Here is a 25,245-nt window from a genome sequence, read left to right as displayed (position 1 = left end):
AGACTATTCCTACACCTTCCGAGGGTCTCTCCAATATATTCAGCAGATTACTGAATAATTCGGCGAACGTACTAATGTATACCAGAAGAGACAAGGGTAAATTGTAGCCTATGTTTGCCACTTTGATTTCAATCGCCCAGGAAGACTATCCGCGACATCATCCAAATTTTTCCCGTTTGTCGATATAACCAGTGTCAGGCGTCAATTCTCAACAACTTCCTGCTGTCGCTGGAAAAAATGGACGTGGAGTATGGCCGATTTATTGTTCAGTCATCTAGATATCTGTTAACGTGTAAACGATTGGACCATAAAAAAGTTAATAAACCGACGTCAAAAGTCATGCACGTAGCATCAAAAAGGTGTTGCACGGGGCTCACCTGAACCGATCAGGAACGGTTGAACCCCACGCGTGCCCGGAGGCAGGGCTGTATTGGCATTATCATTTCTTGAAAAAGAGTTAAGATATGAATGAGATATTTGAAAAATATGGATTAATAATCCTGACAATCATCATTTTTGGCGTATTCTCATATGCGATTATATGCGGGATGACAGACCCCTTCGGTTTAGAAAGTGAAGACGGTGATGTCCCTGATTCAGCCGTTTTTCTCAAAAGTTATGGAAATTTTTCGCAGGAAGGGTATGATACCAGAGTTATGTTGGACGTCATTAACATGTCAAATCCTGAACATTTAGAATATATGGGCCTGCAAGGTGGCCCTCTTGTTGGTTATGGGCTATCATATAAAGGACACATTGAGATCTGGTGGAATAAAGATACTGAAGTGAATGAGTCTACCATGGATCGGATTTATTCTATCTGGAACAAAAACGGAAAATTGGTCGGTATAGAAGACATACCGGTTGTTTTTTTACGTTGTTCGAAATATGAGGGTGATTGACTGATTTGGATGGTTTAATCAGTCGTTTTTTTCTTTTTTGGCTATGTTGAATTCCTCAAAATATAACCACCAAAGCAATTGATTGAATCGCTTTCGTAATGTTATGGAGAGTCATTTTGATCTTGATCTCTCTGACCTGAAATCGATATTTTCGTGCCTTCTGATCTTCTCCAAATCTTATTTTTATGACTGAGAATGCTGTTCCAGTATTACCTCTGTTCCTTGCGCTTGGTTTGGTTATTTCACAAGGAGCAGCGATTATATGGATTTTTCCTCTTTAACAAATGAGCCTTTAGAAAAGGGTTTCAACAGAGCCCAGTTTTCCAGACATCTGTTAACGTGTAAACGATTGGACCATAAACGGTTAATAAAGCGAATTCAAATGTCTGATATGCCGACCGAAAGGATGTATTTCATCCCTGGGACTATTCCGAATTTCTTCTGAGAGGAAAAAAATGTCAAATATTGTTTTTGGATTGATTGCTGCAATCATATTCGTACTGGCATACCCGTTTATTCTCGATAAACTGTTCACATTGCTCAGAGAAAAGAGCCGCATTCCCGTTTACGTGCTTATCACATCTCTTGCAATTCTTCTGAGAATTGGGGGGACGGAGCTTTCCCATGCTCCGCCACCGGATCCGTTGTTGACATACACCTTCCTTGCCGTACTGGTGACCATATCGGCCATGGCCGTAGTCATGCCCTACATCTGCTTCACCCGGTTATTCTTCACACCGGCACTTTCCGGGAGAATGAAATCTCTTTCTATCTTAACCGGGTCGCTGTTCCAGATCCCGTTCCTGGCTGCACTGCTCATAAATCCAGAACGTACGGTAGATGCTGCTCTGCCGCCCCTTTTCGCGGAATATCTTCCCGGACTGGGACATATCTTCGACGCAGTTGCAACAGCACTTGGTTTCGTAGGGCAGGCAGGGTATGATCTGATCTTCACCATCGGTGTGACTCTTGGCTTTTACATCGAGTTGGCGATTGTATCTACGGTATTCTGGGCGATCTTTTCAGTCTTCTCAAAATCCGAATGATTCCGCAATCAAATCATTCTGTTTTTGGATCTGTTGGGGCAGTAAAAATGCCGTGGCGCGAAAGAGGACGTCAATAGAGGTGCACACTGGTCGGATGAATATTGGAACCCCATCAGAACCGACACAGGTACCGTTCCCGGTGGCAGGCGTCGTTCCTGGTGCGGGTTTACTGGTCCTCGCGTCCCGGCGCGGATGAGCGGGCCACAGGGAAATCGGCAAAATATCTCTTTTTTGGCAACCATTGCTTCGTGTGTCTGGAAAAAATTGGTGAATCATTTTTGAAATTCTTCTTTTCGGCAGAATCGGGGCGGTGCTCTCATGGATGGGAATGAGAGACGCCTCTCTCCCGCGTGAAAACTTTCCGAAAAAACAAACGATTCACTCTGCTGAATGAATGTTGTAAAAACGAGTGCGCCGACCGGGACTCGAACCCGGGTTTAGGCGTTGGCAACGCCTAGTGATAACCACTACACTATCGGCGCGATTCACCCTGCGATGCTGGCGCATCTCAGTGCTCTACAATATACACGTCCAGAGAATATAATGGTATCGAATTGCGTTTTTACATCCGTTGTTTTAAGAATCGTGCCTGTTTTGTGCGATTTATATATGCTGACATTATATTGCCGTTCCTCTCAAAATCCCCGGCATGGTGCCTGTCCCAACATACGAATGAATCGAAAGGTGATACGGTTAAATGCGTGCAGCATCAATCTCTATTCAGGTATGATCCCGCTGATGATGGACCTCAGGGACGCGAAGGTTGTGATCGCAGGTGGCGGTGCCGTCGGCGCCCGGAAGGCACGCTTTTTTGCTTCGGAAGCCCGTGTCGTGGTCCTCAGTCGTTCATTTCACCCGGATTTTGCAGAGACTGCCGTGGAGACGGTGAAGTGTGATCTCTCCGGGATGGATGATGATGAGATCGTATCCCATCTTCGTGAGAGTTTTCTCGTAATCACTGCTCTTGAAGATGTGGAGCTGAACCGGAGAATTGCGGCTTTGGCACGCCGGTGCGGTGCGCACGTGAACGATGCTCACGGTGTTCTGGGTGACGTCACCCTCCCCTCGGTGGTGCGCGGCGAAACCTACTCCATTGGCATCTCCACCTTCGGGCGCAGCCCCGGGATGGCGCGCCATCTCCGTCTCTGTATTGAAGAGCACTGCGGGGATATCGACGGCATGGTCCGTTTGCAGGAGACACTGCGGGAAAACCTGAAACAGATAGTCCCCGACCAGCTTGTCCGCTCGCAGATTCTTAATGAAGTATTGGATGACCCTGCGATGTGGGATGCCCTTGCCCGAGGCACTGCGCAGGCAAAAGAGGAGGCCCTCAGGAAATATCTATGAAAAATACTCTTATCCCATCGGTTGCCATCGCAGGCATCAGCCACCACGGGAGCGATATCACAGAACTGGAGCAGTTCCGGTTCTCCGATGAAGCGTCCCTTCTCGCAGACGCAAAGGTTCGGTTTAAAGGAGCGGTTCTGCTCCAGACATGCAACCGGATTGAATTTCTGGTGGAAGGGAACGCCGCGATGGCAGAGACGTTTCTCCGCGAACAGGGGCGCGAAGGATTCCGGGTGCTGGAGGGGGAGGGCGCCCTGCGCCATCTGCTCCGCCTCTCCGCAGGCATGGATTCCATGGTGGTCGGCGAAGACCAGATCCTGGGACAACTGAAGTCGGCACTCGCCCTCTCGCGTGAGCACGGCGTTTGTAGCCCGCTTGTCGAGCGCTGCATCACAAAGGCGGTGCATGTAGGTGTCGAGGTGCGCCAGCGCACGAATATCAATAAGGGGGCCGTCTCCATCGGGTCTGCTGCGGTTGAACTGGCAGAGGATCTCTTGGGGAGCCTTGACGGCAAGCATATTCTCATCGTGGGCGGTGGTGAGATGGGGACCCTTGTCACGCAGGCACTTGCGGAAAAAGACCTGACCGCAATCTACGTCACCAACCGGACCTTTGCACGTGCGGAGGAGCTGGCGGATCTGGTCGGGGGCAAGGCGGTGCACCTTGATGAGCTCTTACGCTATGCCGCTCTTGCGGATGTCATTATATCATGCACCGCAGCACCGCACCCTATCATCCGGTATGATGCGGTATGTGATGCGATGCGGGGACGCGTCTGGCCGCTCGATGAGGGTAAAAAGCCACTTGTCATCATTGACATCGCCCAGCCCCGTGATGTGGAGGACGCGGTCGGCGACATTGACGGGGTATATCTCTTTACCATTGATGACCTCCGCACGGTCAGCGAACGGAATATGAACAACCGGAAAGAGGAGGCCCTCGAGGCATATGCGTTTCTGGATGATGAACTGACGCAGTTTGTGACCCTCCTCAACCGGGCCGGTGCAAGTGATCTTCTTGCCCATCTCCATTCATGGGCAGAGATGATCCGGTGCCGTGAACGCGACAAAGCAGCTGCACGCCTCCGGTCATCGGGTGCGCCTGCCGAAGAGATACTCGATGACCTGTCACGGGTGCTTGTCAAAAAATTGCTCAATGACGTAACTTTCTCGGTGAGGCGGTGCGCAGAGAGTGGTGAGATTGAATCTGCACAGGCACTGGTGCATGCAGTAACCACAGGAGATGACGAATGTTTCCGGAAAGACGATTGCGAAGACTGAGAAAACGAACGATGCAGCCCCTGTTTCAGGAGACTGCGCTCTGTACCGATGATCTTGTGGTCCCGCTCTTTTTTGATGAGGTGGCGACAGAACCCGTCCCGATTGCCTCCATGCCGGGGCAGTACCGCTACCCGGTGGGAATGGCGGCAGAGATCGCACAAGATATTGCCGCAGCAGGCATCCGTGCGGTCATTCTCTTTGGCATCCCTGCACGAAAGGATGCCGGGGGAACAGAGGCATACAACCCGGAGGGTGTTATCCAGCAGTCAGTCCGGGCCATTAAATCAGCTGTCCCTGAGCTTGTTGTGATTACCGACGTCTGTGCCTGTGAATATACCGACCATGGGCACTGCGGTATCGTTGGGGAGACTCCCTGTGGACCGGACCTCCTAAACGACCCTTCTCTTGAACTAATGTCGCAGATTGCGGTATCCCATGCCGAAGCCGGTGCGGATATCGTCGCCCCGTCCTGTATGCTCGACGGCATGGTCATGGCCATCCGTGAAGAACTGGACTGCGAGGGCTATGAGGAGACGGCAATCATGTCGTATTCCAGCAAATTTGCAAGTGCTCTCTACGGGCCATTCCGTGACGCAGCGGACTCCGGATTCTCGTTTGGCGATAGGACAACCTACCAGATGAGCCCGGCAAATCCGCGTGAGGCGCTCCTTGAGTCAGAAATGGACGCGAAGGAGGGTGCCGATATCCTGATGGTCAAACCGGCGTCCCTGTATCTTGATATCCTGCAGTCGGTTGCCTCTCTTGGCCTGCCGGTCGCCGCCTATCAGGTGAGCGGAGAGTATGCTATGATCAAGGCCGCCGCGGCAAACGGCTGGATTGATGAGAAAGCGGTTGCACTCGAGAGTCTCCTTGCGATCAAACGGGCGGGTGCTGACCTCATCATTACCTACTATGCGATGGATGCAGCGGGGTGGCTGAAATGAGAAGCGAGGAACTCTTCTCTGAGGCACAGACCCTGATGCCCGGCGGTGTTTCCAGTCCGGTGCGTGCGATAAAACCGTATCCGTTCTATACCCGGAAGGGCACCGGTTCGCACCTTACAACTGAGGACGGTGAGGACTTAATCGACTGCTGTCTCGGCTACGGCCCCCTGATCCTCGGGCATGCCCACCCAACGGTACGGGAGGCCATATGCTCGTGTGCTGAAGACGGCTGGCTCTACGGCACGCCTGCGGAGAAGGAGCTGTTCCTCGCCCGGATGATCATTGCCGATCACCCGTCGGTTGATATGGTCCGGTTTGTTTCCAGCGGTTCGGAGGCGACGATGGCTGCAATTCGGCTCGCACGCGGGTTTACCGGCCGCGAGGACATCATCAAAATAGAGGGCGGGTTCCACGGCGCCCACGATGGTGTGCTCATCAAGGCGGGCTCCGGTGCGACCACGATGGGTGTTCCCGACTCTGCAGGTGTCATCCCGGATGTGGTGCGCCACACCGCACAGGTGCCCTACAATAACACCGAAGCCCTTACTGAGCTTCTGGAGAATAACGACAATGTGGCAGCATTCATCCTCGAACCGGTGCTCGGCAATGTCGGCCCGGTGCTTCCGGATGACGGCTACCTCGCAGAAGTGCGCAAAATCACTGAGGAGCATGATGTGCTCCTTATTTTTGACGAGGTCATCACCGGCTACCGGCTGGGCATCGGCGGTGCACAGTTCAAATATGGCATCACCCCTGACCTGACGACCTTCGGCAAGATCATCGGCGGTGGTCTCCCCATCGGGTGCTTCTCCGGCAGGCGCGACATCATGGAGCTGACGGCACCGGCAGGCCCGGTCTATCAGGCAGGGACATTCTCCGGAAATCCGCTCTCGCTTTCCGCAGGTATTGCCTGTCTGCAGTATCTACGGGACAACCGGGGTCTCTATCAGATGCTCGCGGAGAACGCACGGGCCATTGGCGAGTCCATTCCTTCCAATAAGGCAGACGGGTTTGTGAACCTCGGTTCGATGTTCAAACTCTTCTTCCGGAGAGCTCCACCACGTGATTACCGCGAGGCAAAGGAGAGCGACACGGAGGCATTCTCCGTCTTCTGGAATAAGATGATGAAGAAAGGCATCTTCCTGCCGCCGTCACAGTTTGAGACCAATTTCCTCTCGGTGGCGCACACCGATGAAGACGTGGCGAAGATTGCCGGGGCCTATTCCGAATGCCTCTGACCGTAGGCACCAGAGGTTCACGCCTCGCGATGGCGCAGACCGACCGTGTTTGTGGACAGCTTGCTGACCTTGGAATTGCAACCGACGTCGTTGAAGTCAAGACGGTGGGCGACGCCCGGCTGCAGGTGCCGATGCATCAGGTGGGCGGGCAGGGCATCTTCGTCCGGGCACTGGACGACGCCATCCTCGCGGGTGAGATCGACTTCGCCGTTCACAGCATGAAGGATATCCCTGCATTCCGGCCGGAAGGACTATCAACAGCGGCGATTCTCAAACGTGACTCCCCGGCGGACTTCCTCGTCCACGAGGGTGACATAGAGGATGTCCGGGTGGTGGGGACGTCATCCACCCGCAGGCGGGCACAGCTCCTCCGGAGCAGTCTGGATGTAGAGGTGCGTGAACTCCGCGGCAATGTGGATACCCGTCTGCGCAAACTTCGCGATGGTGAGTATGACGCCATCGTCCTTGCGGAGGCGGGGATGCAGCGGCTCGACATGGATCTCTCCGGCACACAGCTTCTGCCGCAGTGGTTTGTCCCGTCTCCGAATCAGGGGACGATCGCAGTGGTCTGCCGCGATGACCCGGAGCTGAACGAGACACTTGCAGCAATTGACCATCCGCAGACGCGAAAGGATACGGAAGTCGAACGGGCCGTGATGGAGGAGATCGGCGGCGGGTGTTTCACCCCGCAGGGGGTCTTCTGTCAGGATGGGTTCCTTCTCGCAGAAGTGCTCTCCCTTGACGGCAACCGCTATGAACGGGTGGAGGACAACGGCGATTCGGTGGAAGAAGGCCGTCTCATCGGCAGAAAACTCAAAAATATTAGCTGGGACCTGATCGAAGAGGCCCGGCAGACTCTGGGATTATCATGAACGGAACAGTATATCTTATCGGATCCGGCCCCGGCGGGCTGGGCATGATGACGGTCCGGGCACGTGAGGTGCTCGACGCAGCGGATGTCATTCTCTATGATCAGCTCCCCGGCGCTGAGGTGATTGCCTCCCTGCCGGATACGGCTGAGTGTGTGGATGTCGGGAAATACGGCTCGTCCCATACCCTTGAACAGGATGAGATCGAGGCCCTGATGGTGGAGTATGCCAAAACGGGCCGGAACGTCGTTCGCCTGAAGGGAGGAGACCCCTTCCTCTTCGGCCGCGGCGGTGAGGAGATGGAGACGATGCGGGAGCACGGCATCCCGGTAGAGGTGGTGCCCGGTGTGACAAGTGCCATCGCCGTTCCCGAGTGTGTGGGCATTCCTGTTACCCACCGAAAGTGGGCGAGTCAGGTCACGATCCTGACCGGGCACGAGGACCCCACCAAAGCTGAGTCCGCCCTCAACTGGAAGTGGCTTGCGCAGACCACGGGAACGATTGTCATCCTGATGGGCGTGAAGAATCTCCCGAAGATCGCTGAGGCACTCATTGCAGGCGGCATGAAACCGGAGAAACCGGTGGCGATTATTGAGCGGGGACTCCGGCCCGACCAGCGGGTGACCTGCGGGGCTCTGGATGAGATTGCCGAGGTTGCACGGGCGGCGGGAGTGAAGCCTCCTGCGGTTGTTGTGATTGGTGAAGTCGCAACGCTGTACCGGGACGGGTCTGAAGGGCGGATGCATATTACCGGGGTTTGAGAGGTTTCTCTCATTTTCCGTTTTCTGGGATTTTCAAGACTGTTTCCTTTTTTTCTATCGCATGCACACAGGTGCAATAATACCATGCAACGGTAGGCTGTGCCGGTAAATAGATGATATTTCGCTCCTTTCTGCAAAACAGGGCGGTGCAATACGTGTCAGGAAAATATGCGTCCATCTCCCGTGATGGTTATTTTCCCGTTGTGATAATTGATTTCCGTCTGTAAACGGAAACCAGCTATGAACAGAGATGAAAGAACGTTAATTCGAAACAGCACCGCTGAATTTCTGATATTTACCGCAACAGGCGGTGAAGAGTCTATTGAGGTCAGGTATGGGGATGAGACCATTTGGGCAAGTCAGAAAATGATGGTCGTACTCTTCGGTGTCGATGTGCGGATAATCAGTGAACATCTCAAAAACATCTTCGAAACAGAAGAGTTAGATCAGAATTCAGGTATCCGGAAATTCCGGAATACTGCACGTGACGGGAAACCAATACAATACAAAATTTTACAGCCTGGATGCCATCATCTCGGTTGGCTACCGCGTGAATTCAAACGGGCCATGCAATTCTGCCAGTGGGCGATACAGGTCCTGCGGGAATTTGCCATCAAAGGCAATGTGCTCGAAAACACGCATCCTGAAAATAATCCCCGGGCACTAACCACCGGTGACTTCTTTGCAAACGTCTCAGAACATGCTCCGCTTTGCCCCCCCTGAATTTCAGGAGCGATTTTCAGGTGATATGCCACTTACTATGGATGTGTTTACGGTAATTACGCTGAATAGCGAATTTGTCCTCTCTCCTGACCCACCATCACCGGTTGTGCGATTTATCCGGTGAAATATGAAAAAAAAGAATGAGGCCGCATTCTTTGGATGGCTGGTTGGTCTGGGCCATCTGGTGCTGGCCTTCAGGTGTAATCAATTACATATTGATTCGGAACTATCTGGCATACGGACAGAAAATTGTTCACCACTTTTTGTATGGGAGGAATTTTCCGTTCAGTTCAATGATCACCCTGTCTCCCTTGGGGTCTTCCATTTTCCTGACATCTACCTCAAAGTCAATTGCACTCATAATGCCATCGCCAAACTTTTCATGGACAATTGCTTTTAAGGGCATTCCATAGATGGCCATAATCTCATACAGCCGGTAGATAAGGGGGTCTGTTGGAACAACAGTTGAAAGCGAGCCTTTGTAGGGGCACTCCTGAAGGAGTTTGACACAGTCAGCGTCCAGACCGAGGACCGAACCAACTGTTTCCGCTTCTTCTTTACTCATGCTTGCCTGACCAAAGAGGGCGGTTGCGACCCATACTTCGTGTCTTCCGACTTTTTCAGCCATTTCTCCGAACGTAAGGCCCTTTTCACTCATTGCGCTCAGTATCATTTCAGTACATTCTTCTTTTTTCATTTTTCATCTCCTTGTAAGAAGGTAGTTTCCTTCTATCGATATAAATAGTTGTTTTTTAGTGCAATGTTGGTGACATCACCGCCACACTGCCGCAGAACTCATCCGGGAACGTGCCGACATTGAAATAGATCATATGGGCCTCACAACCTGGGAAAAAAGACCTGACGGGAAAATTCTCAGGACTGATGTGGTGGTCGCGAAAAATTACCTCACCCTGATGAGCCTGATTCACTCGGGCGAATCGTAAACGTATGGCCTGACCTGACAGAGGAGCGTGCAAAACGGAATTTCCCGATGACTATGGAGGACCGGGCAAAGCGTCTGGACCGGTTCCTTCTGGTTTGATGACAGAAAACTACTCGAAAACAGCGGCACGATTTCAACAGATGAGGCAAAGGAATGTGTTGCAAATGAATTTGAGAAGTTCCGTATTGTCCAGGACAGACTGTATGAAAGTGACTTTGACCGGATGATCCGGGATGCCGGGCACGCTTATATGTATGGGGCGGGAGGAGGTGAAAACAGCATATGATCCCCTGGAAGATGCAGTTATTGCAGAGGCAATCTGGAGAAAGGGAAAAGTGAATGCATTGCCCCGTGAGTGATGAAGTCATTATCGTGAAAGACATCCCTGCATATGTCGCATGGGGAGAGCGTTGAATACAGCACCGCCCGGCGGAATTCACCGGGCCTGAGCCGCCACGGATTTTCCGATGAAATGAGGGAGAGATGTGGCACAGGCGTCCATTTTCATGTTTCTGCCGATGAGAGGGTTCAGAAGGGTAAATTTGCCGTGTTCATAAGGAGCGGATACAGCCCTCATAACTATGCATCGGTTTCAAAAATCGCTCGTATGCGTTCAATTATATCTGTTTCAAGAATAAGCTGCACCGTTTTTTCCGGCATATACGCTTTCCATTCATCACCAGCTGCCATCAAAGAACACAGTTCTCCCCCATGAAGCACCTCATGCGGACAGGTGCCGGGGGATATGGTTTCAATCCCCGCTTCAGAAAAAAGCTTCAAAATCAGTGGGTTTGATGCATATACAACATGGAAAGGAGGTACCATTGATTTGATATGCGAAACCCACAGGGAATTCATCGTCATATCTTCAATCGGGATGACAGAAACCGGAATTACTGAATTTTTTAAATCGCGGGAAATCATCAGCAATCGCTGTCCTGCAGTAAACGGATGAAGGGGATCATGGCTGATCTGCGCACCTGCAATCACGATGATCAATTCATCAACATCTTTGAGCATCTGGCCGATAAACGCCTTATGTCCGTTTGTGTACGGCTGAAATTGCCCGAAATAGAGGCCACGTTTCATGCTCCTATCACCAGCGGGTTCTTCAGATTCTCCAGAATACTCAATATCGAGAGGGCTGCAAGAGAGCTCGTTGCTGCATTATCCGGTGCCGGGTTATTCCTGATTCGGATATATGCATCGCCAAATTCACCGGCAAAGGTGATCTCATGCATATTTTTTGTTTCACCGGGATTGCTCCATAGTTCCACATTAGCATCGCACCCACAGGCGAGGGACAACGATATGGCAACATTCGTGTTTTTCGGATACTGCCTGACACAGTCACTCGCCGTTCCCGAAAAGACACATTTTGTTTCCTGTTCTGCAATTCCCAGGGATTTCGGGTTTTTTGTTGTTTTGAGAAAGAGCGTATCAACACGGGAAATCTGTCCGATACGGATGTTATCGAGCCCCATGATCGCTCCGGAAGGAATGTGTATTTTCCTATCCAAATGACGGGCCTTTGCAAGTAGTTGTGTGCGGAAGGTTTCTTCTGCGAGTGCCCCGACACTAAGAATAATCATATCTTTTCCGGAGAGAAGAACATCTATCGCATGTTCCCGCACAGCTGATACTGACGCAGCTTCTACCACAATGTCGACCGGTTCGGCCAAAAATTCGCTAAAATCCGATAGCGGTTTAGCGCCATACTTTTCTGAATACTCCTGAGCACGCTCAGGAATGCAGTCATATGCCGCAGTTATGCGAAATGCGTTCTGCCGTTGTGCAAGAATATTCCCGACATTCCCGCAGCCAATAATACCAACAGTAAGTGTGGTCGGATACATTTCAGGAACACCAAAATGGTTTTAATAATAAAGGAGATAAGAGGAATAAAAGGAGCCTCTTAAATTGTTCAAGATTTTCTCATTAGAATGGATAGTATATGTCCATGAAAGTCTTTTCTAATTTCCTTTCCGTGGAAAGGTTACCTGAAATAGACTCCTACATCCTTGAGACCGTTGTTCATTGCAAGCGTAATCACGAGAGGAGTTATACTCTCAACGATTCCGGAAGTCTTCAATGGCCCGCCGTCAAGCGGCTGCAGTTTCGAGACGGTGGACACGAGGTCTTTTACCGCGTTCTTGGACTCCTTGTCGTCTCCGCAAACTACAACACTATAGTCGAGCTCTTCATCAAGCAGCATCCACTTTCCGGCGGCGACATTGTTGAAACCGGTAGTGAGTTTTGCAGATTCGGGAAGCAACTTCTGAATTGCAAGAGCCGCAGATTCTTCTGGTGGACGATCATGGAGGAAATATTTATCCTTTGGATAACGGAGCATCGGGTTAATCAGCGAAATGATGGTCTTGTTCTCGAACTTATCCTTACCGATGCTTTCAATGGTGGATTCTATCTTATCAAACGGAAGGGAGAGAATGATGAGATCGGAGTCGCAACAGTCCGCGTTGGCTCCTCCGGTACATGTCGTACCCTTGACGCCACGCTCAGCAAGTGCATCCACGACTCCCTGTGCGGCAATCTCTGCCTTTGCAGGGTCACGCGAACCAATCATCACATCATATTTTCCTCCGATACAGATACGGCGGGCAAGGCCTTCACCGATATTTCCTGTACCGCCCATAATACCTACTTTCATATATGTCTCCTCTTAGTTGATTCCGAATGGGGAACGTGTGTGTTTTTCATAAAATTGGTTGTGTGGGATTACTCGCACACAACGACCGGTTTGATCAGGTCAGGGGGCTTCTCCTTCATCAGGAGCAGTGCTTCCTCTACCTTCTCGAATCCGGTGAATCTGTGGGTCATCAGCGGGTTGAGATCAAGCTTGCCTACTTCGACGAGGCTTGCAAGTTTCTCCATTCTCAGCCCACCGCCGGGCATCAGGCCTGCGTGGATGAACTTGTGGCTCATACCACATCCCCACTCAACACGCGGGATGATGACGTAGTCGCCTGAGCCAAGATAGTTGACGTTTCCGATCTTTCCGCCGGGCTTGATCATGCGGATGGCCTCGTCCATGGTCTTGACATTACCACCTGCAATAATGACCTTGTCAACACCCTTTCCGTCGGTCTTTTCCAGAACCTGCTCGACGATGTCACCATTCTTGTAGTTGATGATATCAGTCGCGCCATATCCCCGGGCTGCTTTGGCGCAGTCCGGTCTGCTTCCGACAGCGAGAATGTGCGAAGCACCCATGAGGTTTGCACCGGCGACACCCATCAGTCCGACCGGGCCGATACCGATACAACAGACGGTGTCACCCAGCCTGATGTCAGCAAGTTCGGCACCGTGGAAGCCGGTGGGAACCATGTCGGAGATCATGGCTGCCTGGGCCACATCAATAGAGTCCGGAAGATGTGCCAGGTTGGCGTCCGCCTCATTGACGTGGAACAATTCCCCGAACATGCCGTCCTTGAAGTTGGAGAACTTCCAGCCTGCGAGCATGCCGCCGGAGTGCTGGGCGAACCCTGACTGTGCTTCATAGCTCCCCCAGTCAGGAGTGATGGCGGGAACGAGAACACGGTCCCCGGGCTTGAAGTTCTTTACGTGGGAACCCACTTCAACGACTTCTCCGGTACCTTCGTGCCCGAGAATCATGTCCGTACGCTCACCGATTGCGCCTTCCCAGACCGTGTGAATATCTGAGGTACACGGTGCAAGTGCCAGTGGCTTTACGAGTGCATCAAGCGGGCCGCACTTCGGTGCCTCTTTCTCAATCCAGCCGATCTCTCCGATCCGCTTCATTGCAAGGCCTTTAATCATCTTTGCCATATTTTACCAGTCCTTTCGTTTTACCGACCGCAGAATAACAGTCGACAATTGATCAAATGATATAAGCAAACAAATATATTCTGCTCCTCAAATAACGGACCTCCTTTGAAATCAAATAGAATATGTTAAAAATTTAAGGTGTTTTGATTTATTATAATAATATATGCATGAACAAAACCTCTTCTGAAGGCATAATCCCTGACATCATAATTCCTGATTTATTTCCGCCGAAAATATCCATATTTTTGGTGAAAACGTGGATATACTGCGTTTTCTGAATGTCCTGGCGATGGTTCAACGGACTCGCGCACAAAAAATAACCCCCTGGATTGAAGGAAGAATGGTGAACCGAAAAAAAGGTGCCAACCTCCCCTCTCCTGATATGAGGGGCTGCAGTGACAGAGCCCTGTCAAATCCAAACGAAGAACAGGTATTAAAGAGACCGCATTAATCCGAAAAATGGCGAAAGAATCGTGATCTATCCGGTCTTACGAGAGTTTTCTATACAGGGCGATATCAAGTGGTCCCGCAATCAGCGGCTCCGCTTTCGCAACGAAATCCTGGAAATGTGATGTCTCATTGTAGAGATCAATCGCTGCCTGCCCTTTCCATGCCTCAATAAGGTGAATCAGCCTGAATCAGAGATTTCTGCATAGATATCATAGGAGATGTTTCCTTCTTCTTTTCTGCTTGCCATGACCAGATCAAGTGCGAGTTCGAGGAGGTCATCTACTGTTTCCGGTTTTCCCCGGCATTTGGCTATTTATCGTAATCATCTGTTTTTCCCCTTGTACCATTGAGCAATTTCTGAAATTTCTTTCAGAAATCAGTTGTTTACACACCCAAACAGACTTAGCAGTCATGTCCGCAAAAAGAGGAGCAAAATATGTATTATATATGCCAAAATATTCTATATGGAATTCCGCTTCCAGGCAGATGAATATCTTTACAACCAACTTATTGCATGTGGGCTTCGTGAATATGACGCAAAGATCTATGTTGCATTGTTTGGTATGGGGGTGGCAAGTGCAACTGAACTGCATGAATCCACCGGAATTCCCCGGGGACGCGTGTATGAGACTCTTTCGTATCTCCAGGAGAAACAGTTCATAAATTCAGAAGGGACTAGTCCGATTATGTATCGGGTGGAGGATATTCGCCTGACATATTCTGCGTTCCAGAATGACCTGAACACTAAAACCAGAATGCTCTATTTGTCCCTGCTTAAACTGGAGGACCTACACCACCCGATGAAATTCCCTCAGGATTCGGTGCCTATTCTGACTGAGGGAGGAATTGAAAATCAATTTCGTCTGATGTGCAGGCGGGCAAAGTCGGAAATTGTGATTCTCTGTAATGATGCTGAACTGCTGAAGCGGTTTTCGGCTGATTTGCACAAGATTCGAAAGAAAGTGGACGTGGAGGTGATTGTGCCGGAGCCGGAGATGGCAACAGAACTTTCTTTGCCCTGCTACATGGTGAAGGATGCGGTGGATAAGAGTCTGTTTAATCCAATGGGGACAGATTATCCAGATTCCATGCTTTTGCAGATTTATACCGACATGCGCAATATGTTCATTATTTGCAACAAAGACGGGCGGATGAATGGTTTTTATATGCAGAATCCTCTGCATGAAGAATATATTATAAAGACGCTCCATCAGAACATTACAAGAATAAAATATCTGTAAAATTGCCCTCTTTTCCTGTTGAGAGAAGGGAATAAATGGTATTATCTCCTGAGGGGTTATCCTGTCCGTGAGCGTTGCAGGTATCCCATTCAGGTGCTAATACAAATCAACTTCAGAGATAACGGGAATCTCCTTTGAAGCTTCTACCGTGCCGTCTTCGTTTATTCTTTTCATTAGATGTCCGCAGCAGTAGAGGGGTAAACCCGGTTCAATAACTAAAACAACCCCGCCGCAATTCTCACAGGTATATTTTTCGCCGACATTTGTCATATCTGAACGTTCGGCAGAAGACAATAAATATCTGACCGTCTGGTATGAGGGAAAAAAGAAAATCAAACCTCTTCCGCCAGTACAACCATACCATCAACGATGTCGTAGATTGCTGAACCTGTTGTCCGGATCTGTTCGTACACCGCTTCGGAGCACTGCAGAAGAAGCACGTCGCCCGGTGTTGCCATGCAAACTCTCCCTAAAATTAATGAGAGTGTTTCGTCAGGGATGTTTTGCTGTCTTATCCGCTCTCTGGCATCGCTGATTGCTTCGTTGGTTGTTGTCCCGACACCAAGGATCCCGGATCCATACTGAAATATCGCGTAGAATGTCATTTTCCATATATGCCTTCAGATTTGATAGATCTGTTTTGTCAGTTTTTCGACTATTTAGATGATAATACCTTTTATTTCCATGATTTTTCGGATTATCATCCCGATAATCGCAATTGCTTCACATTCTTTGTATCATCATTGTACCACAGGGGTGTCGTACAGGAAACCGGGGAATGGAGACGGGAACATACCTGAGATGCATGAGCACATTGGTCATCGGGGATACCGGTCTTCCATTCATCCCCGTCCCTGAGGAGGTACGGTTCAAAGAGGAATGCCTCCTTAATACAGTCGAATAACCGTTACCGCAAACAAATGAACGGTGTACGTCTGTCTGCCGGAGAGGTGAGGCTGGTCCCGGTTTCGTCCTCCAGGCTGTCTACAAACCGCTGCAGGAGGGCATGCCTCCGCTCAGCAATGTCCGCAGCGGCTGCTGTATACATCAGCCTCCGGAGGTTCAGTAGTTTTTCATGCAAGTGACTCACAGCGTTCCCGATGTCGTCCCCGTGTTCGCCTGCCTGCATAAACGTCCATGCGATCCCGACCGCACACCCGGCCCGTCCGATCTCCTTGCAGAGGCGGGTGACGCGGAGGATGTGGTCGGGGCCGTGGGCTCCCGCCTGCCTGAAGAACGTCTCGGCAAATGCCCTTATTGTCTCCATCTCTGTGCTCTTCATGGTGAGGAGAGGTTTGCGCCGGGTGTACCTCCCCGAACATAGCCCCTCTAATACATGTATGTAATTCTCCATCCAAACCAGAAACCCAACCCACTCCCAACCAACACATTTTTATATGTTCCTGCAAATTATCCCCTTCATTCCATCTGGGGGGGTGGTGACAAACGTGACCAAATTATCATTAATCGTAACATCTGAGAAAATTGACAAACTCTTTCCTGCAACCACTCTTGCGACCACCGCAGCGATATCCGGATGGGAGGCTGACATCTTCTTCACGTTCTGGGGATTATTGGCCCTCAAAAAAGGGTATGAACCGTCTCAGGTGAGCCTTGATTATCAGGAGTATGGAGACAAACTGAGTGGAGCAATCGCATCCGGTGCGATGCCGGGATGGAGGGAGTTACTGGAGAAGGGAAAGGCGACCGGCAGGGTTAAGGTATACGCCTGTTCGGCAACGATGGCCCTCTTCGGGATGACAGAGGATGAACTTGAGACCTTTGTGGACGGTGTCGCAGGGGCGGCAACTTACCTCGGGCTGGCCCGTGACGCCGATGTGTCGCTTTTCATATCATAGGGTGGTCGCATGGATGCTGATATTACGGTGGATGCGAGGTTTAAGTCCTGTCCGGGTCCTCTGATCTCACTCAGCGACGCGGTATCAAAGGCCCGTCCTGCGCAGGTTGTCAAACTACTTGCAACAGACCCTGCCGCACCGTCTGATGTGAAGGAGTGGAGCGCGAGTGTTGGCCACACGCTTCTTGATGTACAGAAATTAGGTGATGTCTATGAAATTTATGTGGAGGTAGCGGAGTGAGCCCCAGCGATGTCAACCGGGATGTGGAAGACCTCCTGAAATTCCATGGAGTACCGAAACGGGAAGTCTACCTTGACGCGGAAAATTCCGGCCCGGTATTCCCCGAGGCACTGGAGGTGATGCGCATGGCCTATCTGGGCGGGGGGAGGGGCCATCCCTCCATCACCCACCGGATTGGGTGGGAGACCTATGAGACCCTCTTCACATCGTCACAGACGGTTGCAGACGCAATGCACTGCGTTCCGGAAGAACTCGTCTATACTCACAGCGGGACGGAGGCAAACAACCTTGCCATCACCGGCCTTGCACAGGCTTCAAAGGAGCGGAAAAAGATCATCGTTTCCGCAATCGAGCACCTGAGTGTGATGTTTCCAGCGGAACGCCTCGAAGAGCAGGGGTATCGCGTCGTAAAGATACCCGTCGACGATGAGGGTTTTGTGGACACAGACACCCTCTCCCGTGAGACGGATGAAGATACCCTGCTCGTCAGTATTGCCCCCCTGAACCATGAGATTGGGGTGATGCAGGACATACACGCAATCGTCGATACCGTGAAAGACAAAGACGAGGGGGTGATGGTACACTTCGATGCCTGTGATGCATTCTGCAGGACCAGACTGGAGCTGGAGAATTCCGGAATTGATATGGCGTCATTCAGTTCCCACAAGATATTCGGGCCGAAAGGGGTGGGCGTGTTGTATGTCCGGGACGGGACAGAACTCGAGCCCATCATCCGCGGCCAGCTGAGCACCCAGAAACTCTGGGCCGGGGTGGAGAATATCCCCGGCATTGTGGGATTTGCAAAGGCAGTTGAGATGATGCAGAAAAATGGCGATGAATACCTGTCCCACATGACTGCGCTGCGCGACCGGCTTACAGACGGTATCCTCGGTGAGATTGAGGGGACGCTTCTGAACGGCCCCATGGGAGAGAGGCGTGCGCCGGACAACGTGAACATCAGTTTTCTGAACTGTGAGGGTGAGGCGATGACGGTCGAGATGAGCCTGAAGGGTGTGTATGTGTCTAGCGGGAGTGCCTGCACGAGCCGTGTGCTTGAGCCGAGTCATGTACTTCTTGCCATCCGGAGGAAATACGAGGAAGCCCATGGGAGCATTCTCATGAAGACGACGCCGTTTCTCACGGACGATGATATTGAGTATGTGTTGACCTGTTTTCCTGAAGCCGCCAGGAGAATCAGGTCACTAAGTCCTTTTACAGGAGTGTAAAAAAATGTCGAGCAGAATACCACTGGCATATAATCCAAAAGTTCTGGAACTCTTTAAAAACCCGAAAAATCTGGGTAAGATGGAGGATGCGGATGTCGAGGCCCTTGTGGGGAGCAGGGCCTGCGGCGATATGATCGCCATCTACCTGAAGATAGATGACAGTACGCAGACGATTTCTGATGCAAAATTTGAGAGTTATGGCTGTGCGGCAAATATTGCCGCCTCGAGCATCATCACTGAGATGATAAAAGGAGAATCACTTGAAACCGCGTGGAAGATTGATTGGCGGGGTATCTCTGATGAGCTGGGCGGACTTCCTGCCGTGAAATTTCACTGCGGTGTTCTCGCCGTAGGAGCGCTCAGGCGTGCTATCCGAAATTATTTTGAAGGAAAAGAGCTGCCGTCATGGCTGCCGGAGAAACTGACGCCGGATGAGAGGCATGCCCTTGAAGAGGAGAAGCTCATGGAGGTGTTAACGAAGAAAGTCGAGCGGATGGAAGCGAGGATAGCAAAAGAAGAGGAAGAGGAAGAGGAAGAGGAAGAGGAAGAGGAAGAGGAAGAAAAGGAAGAAAAACCTGAATCCCGTGAGGAGAAAGCGATACCAATGTGAAATGGTTCTCCGGGAATGGGATACTTATCCTCTTTTCTATAGCAATACCTCACCTGGAGAGATATTTCCGGCAGGGAAAACACCATCGTCGTTTGCGGCTTTACAGGAGGTTTGCAGCACCTTCCGCAAAGAGCTGCAAAAGTCTGCAAATGGCTACAACCACTGCAAAAAAGGGAGATGCCAGATCTGTTTTATCCATCATATTTCATGGAGTATTCCATGGCGGGGTGTTCTTACCTGACCCGGTTTCCTCCTCCAGCCTCTCGACAAACTCCTGCAAAAGAGCATGCCTCTTCTCCGCAATCTCCGCAGCAGTCCCCGTGTACATCAGCCCCTTTAACTTCAGCAGTTTTTCATGGATATGCTCCACGGCCCCCTCAATGCCATCCCCGTGTTCGCCTGCCTGCAGAAACGTCCGTGCAATCCCGACCGCACCCATCGCATCGAGTTTGTCGGCGTCGGAGAGTATTTGTGCCTCCAGGGTCTCCGGTTCCGGGCCGGTGCTGAAGCGGTGGGTGTGTATCGCATGGACGATTTTTGCGATGCGTTCCGCGTCGTAACCCGCCTTCCTGAGATAATCTTCTGCTATTCGTGCCCCCTCTTCCTGGTGGGGTATCCCCGTCTCATCCTCAATGGGGCGGGCAATATCGTGGAAGAGGGCGGCAGGGATGAGAACCCGCATATCTGCTCCCTCGACCCTGCCGATCTCCTCGCAGATGCGGGTGACGCGGAGGATATGGTCAAGATCGTGGGCTCCCGCCTGCCTGAAGAACGTCTCGATATAGGCGAGCATCGTCTCCGTCTCTGTGCTCTTCATGGTGAGAGAGGTTTGCGCCGGGGGGTGATAAGGGGTCGGAATATATGCAGAGCACCCTTCACAGGAAGATGAGTCATCTGAGCATGAAATGTGCAAAAATCTGAGCTATTTAAAAAACGGGCCAATTTAATTAATCTGCAAAGAGAATCTCTCATGAAGGTTCATATTTCTGCTATTCTCCCGGACGCATCCGTTCCCGGGAGCGCTATGACGCAAAGATCATCTACGAAAACCTCGAGGCCGGTACGGTCGGCGACGCCTCTGTGCAGGTGGAGTCCGTTGCCACCTTCGCCGCCGCTCTGCAGGCTATGTGATGGCGGACGACGACCTTGCGCAATCGGTGGAACGCAGTCCCGCAATACCGCAAAGGACACCTTCTCCTGCAGCTGAAGTGCCACGACCCGAACGGCGAAGTCTGCTTTGCAGCGCTCTCCTGCTCGAAGGTCCGCATCTCATCCTATGCGGATGACGCCATCCGGGCGACAGTTTGGGAATGGGCTGACGGAAAGCCTGAGCTTAGCTGAACATTCCGTTGAATGTCTGATACAGGAAATATTTCCCTGTTTTTAATGCTGTGTGCAGAATTTCTCTTTTTAGCATCGATTTCTTCATAACCTGCATGCATCAGAGATGAATGGGGCCATGCTGAATGGAAGTATGTTACACATTTTGGGAAAAAGTATATACATAATGAGAAGTACTTGTTACATTGTGGAACTATGAAGAAACGAACGTACCTTTTATGCATCGCCCTGATATCAGCAGGCCTGATAATTACTCTCGGGGTTGGTTTAACATCGGCAAACATGATTGTCCCGGTCATCGCAGTTATCGGCGGAATCGGCATCATCGCTTTGTGCCACCACCGGTTGACGGAAGTCACAGAAGATGAGTTGTCTGAACGAATAAGCGGGAAGGCAGCCATTTGTGCACTGGAAATTACCATCATCGTAGCGGCAGTAGCATTCGCCGTGCTGATGGTCTTCTCCTTCAACGGCGGATTCGGCTCGGGTCTGCACACCTACGACAACGGTTCAATCCGGATCCACTATGGAGTGTTCTCTACGCCACCGGACCCGGAGTTCATATATGACAGCTCCTATTTCATCGCCGATCCGACGAACATGACTGGTGACGACATCAACGCCCTCGACGAGATGTTTGCGAAGGGACACCGTATTCGCGACTCAACCCTTGCATTCGGCGCAGCCCTCGGGATCATCGCGGTCTTACTTGCCATCCTCTATGGGGCGTTTTTAAGCTATTACAATAGAAAATACGGAGTGTAGGGCCGATGAAAAACAAGATCAAAGTCTTTCGTGCAATGCGAGACATGACGCAGGAGGAACTTGCCGAAAAAATCAGTGTTACCCGGCGGACGATTAATTCCATCGAGCGGGGTAAATATAATCCCTCCATCGAAGTTGCGTACAGGATTGCCCGGACATTCAACGTTACCATCGAGGAGGTTTTCTGTTTCGATGAAGACTCCGGTGATCAGTCATAAACAGAACCGTAAATCCCGGGATCGGTAACCCCACAGATATTATGGTATGAAAGTATCACCACTCAAAAAATTCCGGGTGAATTGAGCAATATCCTCTACCGATGAGTTCCCTTGGGGGGGTCTGTATTGATCTGCCGGACGTTTGTTCTCCTGACGCATCGCTGATACCACATTGCAGGATACTATCCGGGACATCGTTGGGGCATGGGCCGACGGGAAGCCTGAGCCTGGGTGAACTGAGTTGAACTGAGTTGATTTGAACTTTGTCCGGCAGAACCATCCGGAATGACATGATGAATACCAGAAACGGGGTGTCACCTCCCCAGATTTTTGGTAAACTGGGGGTAGAATGAGGGTTTTTGAATTCCGTTTTCATTGGGTAATGTAGTTGGGTTTGGACATTATTTGTGAAAAAAGCGAATATTGTCAAAAATCGAGCAGGTGTTATTGAGGGTTATTATGGGAGATGTACACAGTATTTCTCCGGGTGAGTACGACCTGCTCCGGTCATCTGTGTTGATGTATATTTTCGGGATTGAGGCGATTTAGGTGGTCTGTTTATTTGTTCTTTAATTCCTGGGTGATAATTTTCCCTCATGGAAATATTTTGATTCGAACCTGCAATGGAGGAGGAAATTCACACACTCGGAGACCCGACCGAATTTTCAACCGATTCGCCCGCAAAAACCGCCGCCCCGATAAGTGGGGCCATCCCGTCAGCAGCACTAAGCACAATATCTGGGGTCGGAAGATATGCATCAGCATATTCCCGTGCCTGCGCCAAAATGAGTTCGGGATTCTCCGTTGCCACCGGGCCACCCACAATGATCTTCTCCGGGGCATAGGCAGCAATAACAGTAGAAAGCCCCCGTCCGTTGATCACGGCCAGCTCACGGAAGAATGCGGTGAGATTCGGGTCTCCCGCACGGGCCGCGGCGCAGAGCGTTTCGGCGGTGCCAACCTCCCCGACGGAAATGCCATGGCCATACCGCCCGCACCAGGCCCGGAAGAACTGCGGCATGCCGCTGCCGGAGGCATAGGCCTCCCAGTGGCCCCGCCCCCCGCACCCGCAGGGCAGGTTGTATATCGTGTCCACACAGAAATGGCCTGCTTCTCCCGCATTGCCATTCGCTCCCTCGACGAGGTGTCCGCCGGAGATGACCCCGCAACCGATGCCGGTTGAGATTGTCAGGTACACCAGATTGTTGCATCCCTGTCCTTCCCCTCTGTGGCATTCATAGTATGCACCTGCCGATGCATCGTTGAGGATGGAAACAGGGCAGGGGAAGGTTGCTTCGAGAGGTCCTTTAAGCGGAATCTCAGGATAGGGCATATTCGGACTCATCCGGATGCTCTCCTTACCCACCGAAAGGGGCCCGGCGGTGCTGATGCCGACCGCATCCGGCTGGCAGCCCGCTTCATCGCAGACAGTCTGTATCATCCGGACAACCTGTTCGGTCACAGCACGGCCGTCCGGCCCGTCCCGGCATAGTGCCTCCTTCCGGAGGACCACGCATTGTATCTCATCAACGTCATCGCCATATTCCCCGCCAGTATTTCCGGTAAATACACCACTTCTCACATGGGTGGCGCCGATGTCCGCTGCTGCGAGGTACATTCCCGTTTTATCTTTCATTGTCTCATTCCTTGATGCGTGGGCCGGATTGTTCACGAGATCGGTGCACCATATATATGAATCCGACCGACCTGCCCAACTCCTTTTTTATTGCTTCAGGTTCATCAATAATACGAGTATTCATGCGCAGCGATGAAGTGAAACAAGGGTATGTCCGTGCGCCGAACAGATCTCTTCTGCGGGCTCTCGGGATAACAGATGATGAGATGACAAAGCCGTTCATCGGCATTGCCAATTCGTGGAATACTATTGTTCCGGGCCATCTCAACCTCCGGCAGGTGGCAGAGCGGGTCCGTGAAGGCGTTGCTGCAGGCGGCGGTGTGCCCTTTGAATTCAACACTATCGGCATCTGTGACGGGATTGCGATGGGCCATGAGGGGATGCGCTACTCCCTCCCCTCGCGTGAGACCATCGCAGACTCTCTTGAACTCGTCATTCAGGCCCACCGGTTTGATGGCCTCGTCTGTATCTGCACCTGCGACAAAATCGTTCCCGGTATGCTGATGGCGGCCGCCCGGTGCAATATCCCCGCGATTGTTGTGACCGGCGGGCCGATGCTTGGCGGCAAATGCGGCGGGAAGGAACTCTCGCTCATCGATGTCTTTGAAGGCGTTGGCAGGGTGGCGGCAGGCACCATGGATGAGGACGAACTCATCGCCCTCGAAAAATGTGCGATGCCCGGCTGCGGCAGTTGCCAGGGCCTCTATACCGCAAATACGATGGCATGTATGACCGAAGCCCTTGGGATGTCTCTTCCCCGCTGTGCCGCAACCCCTGCCGTGCATGCCGAGAAACTCGCGATTGCCCGGATGAGCGGTGAACGTGCTGTCGAACTCGTCCGGGAAGGCACAACTCCCCGTGATATCATCACCCGTGAGAGCATGCGCAATGCTATCCGGGTGGACATGGCACTGGGCGGCTCAACGAACACCGTCCTGCACCTGATGGCAGTGGCAGAAGAGGCGGGTGTCCCCCTCACGCTGGACGACTTCAACGAGATCAGTGACGCCGTCCCGCATATCTGCTATATGCAGCCCTCCGGGCCCCATTCGATGGAGACTCTCTACTATGCAGGTGGCATTCCTGCGGTCCTGCACGAAATTGCACCCCTCCTTGAGGACGCCCTCACCGTCACCGGCGACCGGGTGAAGGAACTCGCAGAAAACACTCCGGCAGGCGACAGCGCAATCATCCGCCCGCTCTCAGACCCCGTGCATGCCTGCGGTGGCCTCAAGATCGTAAAAGGCTCTCTCGCACCCAACGGTGCGGTCATAAAGGCGGCAGGTGTCAGTGAAGAGATGTGGCAGCACACCGGCCCTGCCCGTGTCTTTGATTCCGAAGATGCGGCGATGGAGGCCATCCTCTCCGGTACCATTGTGGAAGATGATGTGGTCGTCATCCGGTATGAGGGCCCGGCCGGTGCGCCGGGAATGCCGGAGATGCTCTCCCCCACCTCGGCCATCATGGGCCGCGGGCTCACCCGTGTGGTTCTCATCACCGACGGACGGTTCTCCGGCGGGACACGCGGGCCGTGCTTCGGCCACGTCGCACCGGAGGCTGCGGCAGGCGGCCCGATTGCCCTCGTGGAGGAAGGTGACCTCATCACCATTAACCTCTCCCGAAACCAAATCGACCTGGACGTTCCTCAGGATGTGCTCGACGAACGCAGAAAGCACCTGAAGATCCCCAAAAAACCCCTGTCAGGTGTGCTCAGCCGGTATGCTGAGGCGGTCTGCCAGGCAGACCGCGGTGCTGTCCTGAAGAAAGAATAATTATCCTCCTTTTTTCGCTGTCGTTTC

At 51.8% G+C, this 25,245-nt stretch carries 30 protein-coding genes, 1 tRNA gene and 2 pseudogenes; 20 read left to right on the top strand and 13 right to left on the bottom strand.

Features of this window, described 5'->3' with window-relative positions; all coding sequences use genetic code 11:
* Positions 1–464 precede the first annotated feature (464 nt).
* Positions 465–902: a hypothetical protein gene (locus OU421_RS00775; RefSeq protein ID WP_268186668.1), complete on the top strand. Its 438-nt coding sequence runs from the start codon at positions 465–467 to the stop codon at positions 900–902.
* A 55-nt stretch (positions 903–957) separates the two neighbouring features.
* Here OU421_RS00775 and OU421_RS00770 read toward each other — a convergent pair.
* Positions 958–1,119, bottom strand: a pseudogene (locus tag OU421_RS00770) (IS5/IS1182 family transposase); the annotation flags it as partial.
* Between the two features lie 238 nt (positions 1,120–1,357).
* On the opposite strand from OU421_RS00770, the gene OU421_RS00765 reads away from it, so the two are divergent.
* Positions 1,358–1,948 (top strand): hypothetical protein, encoded by a 591-nt coding sequence (locus tag OU421_RS00765; protein WP_268186667.1) that lies wholly within the window; start codon positions 1,358–1,360, stop codon positions 1,946–1,948.
* Positions 1,949–2,358: 410 nt separating this feature from the next.
* Here OU421_RS00765 and OU421_RS00760 read toward each other — a convergent pair.
* Positions 2,359–2,430, bottom strand: a tRNA-Gly gene (locus OU421_RS00760).
* A gap of 202 nt (positions 2,431–2,632) precedes the next feature.
* Here OU421_RS00760 and OU421_RS00755 point away from each other — a divergent pair.
* The 7 genes from OU421_RS00755 (at position 2,633) to OU421_RS00725 (ending at position 9,110) form a co-directional block, all read left to right on the top strand.
* Positions 2,633–3,295 (top strand): precorrin-2 dehydrogenase/sirohydrochlorin ferrochelatase family protein, encoded by a 663-nt coding sequence (locus OU421_RS00755; protein WP_268186666.1) that lies wholly within the window; start codon positions 2,633–2,635, stop codon positions 3,293–3,295.
* The gene (gene hemA, locus OU421_RS00750; protein ID WP_268186664.1) at positions 3,292–4,575 is read left to right on the top strand and encodes a glutamyl-tRNA reductase; all 1,284 of its coding nucleotides are present in this window, start codon (positions 3,292–3,294) and stop codon (positions 4,573–4,575) included. The genes OU421_RS00755 and hemA overlap by 4 nt, the downstream gene beginning before the upstream one ends.
* Entirely contained in the window at positions 4,545–5,519 is a 975-nt protein-coding gene (gene hemB, locus OU421_RS00745) for a porphobilinogen synthase (RefSeq protein WP_268186663.1), read from the top strand. Before hemA ends, hemB begins: the two co-directional genes overlap by 31 nt.
* Positions 5,516–6,757, top strand: a complete 1,242-nt coding sequence (gene hemL / locus OU421_RS00740) for a glutamate-1-semialdehyde 2,1-aminomutase (protein ID WP_268186662.1) — start codon at positions 5,516–5,518, stop codon at positions 6,755–6,757. The genes hemB and hemL overlap by 4 nt, the downstream gene beginning before the upstream one ends.
* Positions 6,748–7,629: a hydroxymethylbilane synthase gene (gene hemC / locus OU421_RS00735; protein ID WP_268186661.1), complete on the top strand. Its 882-nt coding sequence runs from the start codon at positions 6,748–6,750 to the stop codon at positions 7,627–7,629. The genes hemL and hemC overlap by 10 nt, the downstream gene beginning before the upstream one ends.
* The gene (gene cobA, locus OU421_RS00730) at positions 7,626–8,387 is read left to right on the top strand and encodes a uroporphyrinogen-III C-methyltransferase (RefSeq protein ID WP_268186660.1); all 762 of its coding nucleotides are present in this window, start codon (positions 7,626–7,628) and stop codon (positions 8,385–8,387) included. The genes hemC and cobA overlap by 4 nt, the downstream gene beginning before the upstream one ends.
* A 240-nt stretch (positions 8,388–8,627) precedes the next feature.
* The gene (locus tag OU421_RS00725) at positions 8,628–9,110 is read left to right on the top strand and encodes a hypothetical protein (RefSeq protein ID WP_268186659.1); all 483 of its coding nucleotides are present in this window, start codon (positions 8,628–8,630) and stop codon (positions 9,108–9,110) included.
* 253 nt (positions 9,111–9,363) lie between these two features.
* On the opposite strand, the gene cynS is transcribed toward OU421_RS00725, so the two are convergent.
* Entirely contained in the window at positions 9,364–9,807 is a 444-nt protein-coding gene (cynS, locus tag OU421_RS00720; protein WP_268186658.1) for a cyanase, read from the bottom strand.
* Positions 9,808–9,895: 88 nt separating this feature from the next.
* Here cynS and rhuM point away from each other — a divergent pair.
* Positions 9,896–10,054 (top strand): annotated as a pseudogene (rhuM, locus tag OU421_RS00715) (RhuM family protein); the annotation flags it as partial.
* 578 nt (positions 10,055–10,632) lie between these two features.
* Here the strand turns inward: rhuM and OU421_RS00710 are convergent.
* From OU421_RS00710 to OU421_RS12990, 5 genes are all read right to left on the bottom strand, one after another.
* Positions 10,633–11,142, bottom strand: coding sequence for a nicotinamide-nucleotide adenylyltransferase (locus OU421_RS00710; RefSeq protein WP_268186657.1), 510 nt, complete (start codon positions 11,140–11,142; stop codon positions 10,633–10,635).
* Positions 11,139–11,909 carry an aspartate dehydrogenase gene (gene nadX, locus OU421_RS00705; protein ID WP_268186656.1) on the bottom strand — a complete coding sequence of 257 codons (771 nt, stop codon included), beginning with the start codon at positions 11,907–11,909 and terminating at the stop codon, positions 11,139–11,141. Before nadX ends, OU421_RS00710 begins: the two co-directional genes overlap by 4 nt.
* Before the next feature lie 140 nt (positions 11,910–12,049).
* Positions 12,050–12,721, bottom strand: coding sequence for an NADPH-dependent F420 reductase (npdG, locus tag OU421_RS00700; protein WP_268186655.1), 672 nt, complete (start codon positions 12,719–12,721; stop codon positions 12,050–12,052).
* 68 nt (positions 12,722–12,789) lie between these two features.
* Positions 12,790–13,860 (bottom strand): NAD(P)-dependent alcohol dehydrogenase, encoded by a 1,071-nt coding sequence (locus tag OU421_RS00695; RefSeq protein WP_326493511.1) that lies wholly within the window; start codon positions 13,858–13,860, stop codon positions 12,790–12,792.
* Between the two features lie 628 nt (positions 13,861–14,488).
* Positions 14,489–14,563: a hypothetical protein gene (locus OU421_RS12990; RefSeq protein ID WP_326493530.1), complete on the bottom strand. Its 75-nt coding sequence runs from the start codon at positions 14,561–14,563 to the stop codon at positions 14,489–14,491.
* A gap of 211 nt (positions 14,564–14,774) precedes the next feature.
* Here OU421_RS12990 and OU421_RS00690 point away from each other — a divergent pair, with 211 nt between their 5' ends.
* Positions 14,775–15,551, top strand: a complete 777-nt coding sequence (locus OU421_RS00690) for a TrmB family transcriptional regulator (protein WP_268186654.1) — start codon at positions 14,775–14,777, stop codon at positions 15,549–15,551.
* A 96-nt stretch (positions 15,552–15,647) separates the two neighbouring features.
* Here the strand turns inward: OU421_RS00690 and OU421_RS00685 are convergent, their stop codons facing one another.
* Positions 15,648–15,821 (bottom strand): hypothetical protein, encoded by a 174-nt coding sequence (locus OU421_RS00685; RefSeq protein ID WP_268186653.1) that lies wholly within the window; start codon positions 15,819–15,821, stop codon positions 15,648–15,650.
* A 62-nt stretch (positions 15,822–15,883) separates the two neighbouring features.
* Positions 15,884–16,156 (bottom strand): hypothetical protein, encoded by a 273-nt coding sequence (locus OU421_RS00680; RefSeq protein ID WP_268186652.1) that lies wholly within the window; start codon positions 16,154–16,156, stop codon positions 15,884–15,886.
* A gap of 173 nt (positions 16,157–16,329) precedes the next feature.
* On the opposite strand from OU421_RS00680, the gene OU421_RS00675 reads away from it, so the two are divergent.
* Complete coding sequence (locus tag OU421_RS00675) at positions 16,330–16,455, top strand: hypothetical protein (protein ID WP_268186651.1); 126 nt, start codon at positions 16,330–16,332, stop codon at positions 16,453–16,455.
* Between the two features lie 3 nt (positions 16,456–16,458).
* On the opposite strand, the gene OU421_RS00670 is transcribed toward OU421_RS00675, so the two are convergent.
* On the bottom strand, positions 16,459–16,818 hold the full coding sequence (locus OU421_RS00670; RefSeq protein WP_268186650.1) for an HD domain-containing protein: 360 nt from the start codon (positions 16,816–16,818) through the stop codon (positions 16,459–16,461).
* 181 nt (positions 16,819–16,999) lie between these two features.
* Here OU421_RS00670 and OU421_RS00665 point away from each other — a divergent pair, with 181 nt between their 5' ends.
* Genes OU421_RS00665 through OU421_RS00650 form a run of 4 tightly spaced genes read left to right on the top strand, consistent with a single transcriptional unit; the run spans position 17,000 to position 19,486 of the window.
* Positions 17,000–17,410, top strand: a complete 411-nt coding sequence (locus OU421_RS00665; protein ID WP_268186649.1) for a DsrE/DsrF/DrsH-like family protein — start codon at positions 17,000–17,002, stop codon at positions 17,408–17,410.
* Between the two features lie 9 nt (positions 17,411–17,419).
* Complete coding sequence (locus tag OU421_RS00660) at positions 17,420–17,650, top strand: sulfurtransferase TusA family protein (RefSeq protein WP_268186648.1); 231 nt, start codon at positions 17,420–17,422, stop codon at positions 17,648–17,650.
* Complete coding sequence (locus OU421_RS00655; protein ID WP_268186647.1) at positions 17,647–18,876, top strand: cysteine desulfurase family protein; 1,230 nt, start codon at positions 17,647–17,649, stop codon at positions 18,874–18,876. The genes OU421_RS00660 and OU421_RS00655 overlap by 4 nt, the downstream gene beginning before the upstream one ends.
* Positions 18,877–18,880: 4 nt before the next feature.
* Complete coding sequence (locus OU421_RS00650; protein WP_268186646.1) at positions 18,881–19,486, top strand: iron-sulfur cluster assembly scaffold protein; 606 nt, start codon at positions 18,881–18,883, stop codon at positions 19,484–19,486.
* Positions 19,487–19,691: 205 nt separating this feature from the next.
* On the opposite strand, the gene OU421_RS00645 is transcribed toward OU421_RS00650, so the two are convergent.
* Positions 19,692–20,303 carry an HD domain-containing protein gene (locus OU421_RS00645; RefSeq protein ID WP_268186644.1) on the bottom strand — a complete coding sequence of 204 codons (612 nt, stop codon included), beginning with the start codon at positions 20,301–20,303 and terminating at the stop codon, positions 19,692–19,694.
* 329 nt (positions 20,304–20,632) lie between these two features.
* Between OU421_RS00645 and OU421_RS00640 the strand changes: the two genes are divergently transcribed.
* The 3 genes from OU421_RS00640 to OU421_RS00630 all read left to right on the top strand — a co-directional run bounded on the left by OU421_RS00640 (position 20,633) and on the right by OU421_RS00630 (position 21,810).
* Positions 20,633–20,827 carry a hypothetical protein gene (locus OU421_RS00640; RefSeq protein ID WP_268186643.1) on the top strand — a complete coding sequence of 65 codons (195 nt, stop codon included), beginning with the start codon at positions 20,633–20,635 and terminating at the stop codon, positions 20,825–20,827.
* Positions 20,828–21,022: 195 nt separating this feature from the next.
* Entirely contained in the window at positions 21,023–21,592 is a 570-nt protein-coding gene (locus OU421_RS00635; RefSeq protein WP_268186642.1) for a DUF2178 domain-containing protein, read from the top strand.
* Between the two features lie 5 nt (positions 21,593–21,597).
* Positions 21,598–21,810, top strand: a complete 213-nt coding sequence (locus tag OU421_RS00630; RefSeq protein WP_268186641.1) for a helix-turn-helix transcriptional regulator — start codon at positions 21,598–21,600, stop codon at positions 21,808–21,810.
* 637 nt (positions 21,811–22,447) lie between these two features.
* Here OU421_RS00630 and OU421_RS00625 read toward each other — a convergent pair.
* Positions 22,448–23,446, bottom strand: coding sequence for an ROK family protein (locus tag OU421_RS00625; RefSeq protein ID WP_268186639.1), 999 nt, complete (start codon positions 23,444–23,446; stop codon positions 22,448–22,450).
* A 122-nt stretch (positions 23,447–23,568) separates the two neighbouring features.
* Between OU421_RS00625 and ilvD the strand changes: the two genes are divergently transcribed.
* On the top strand, positions 23,569–25,218 hold the full coding sequence (gene ilvD, locus OU421_RS00620) for a dihydroxy-acid dehydratase (protein WP_268187846.1): 1,650 nt from the start codon (positions 23,569–23,571) through the stop codon (positions 25,216–25,218).
* Positions 25,219–25,245: the final 27 nt, after the last annotated feature.

This window comes from Methanogenium organophilum, from assembly GCF_026684035.1.
GTDB lineage: Archaea > Halobacteriota > Methanomicrobia > Methanomicrobiales > Methanomicrobiaceae > Methanogenium > Methanogenium organophilum.
The sequence above is the reverse complement of the archived record's forward strand: the minus strand, read 5'-3'. Positions and strand labels throughout refer to the sequence as shown.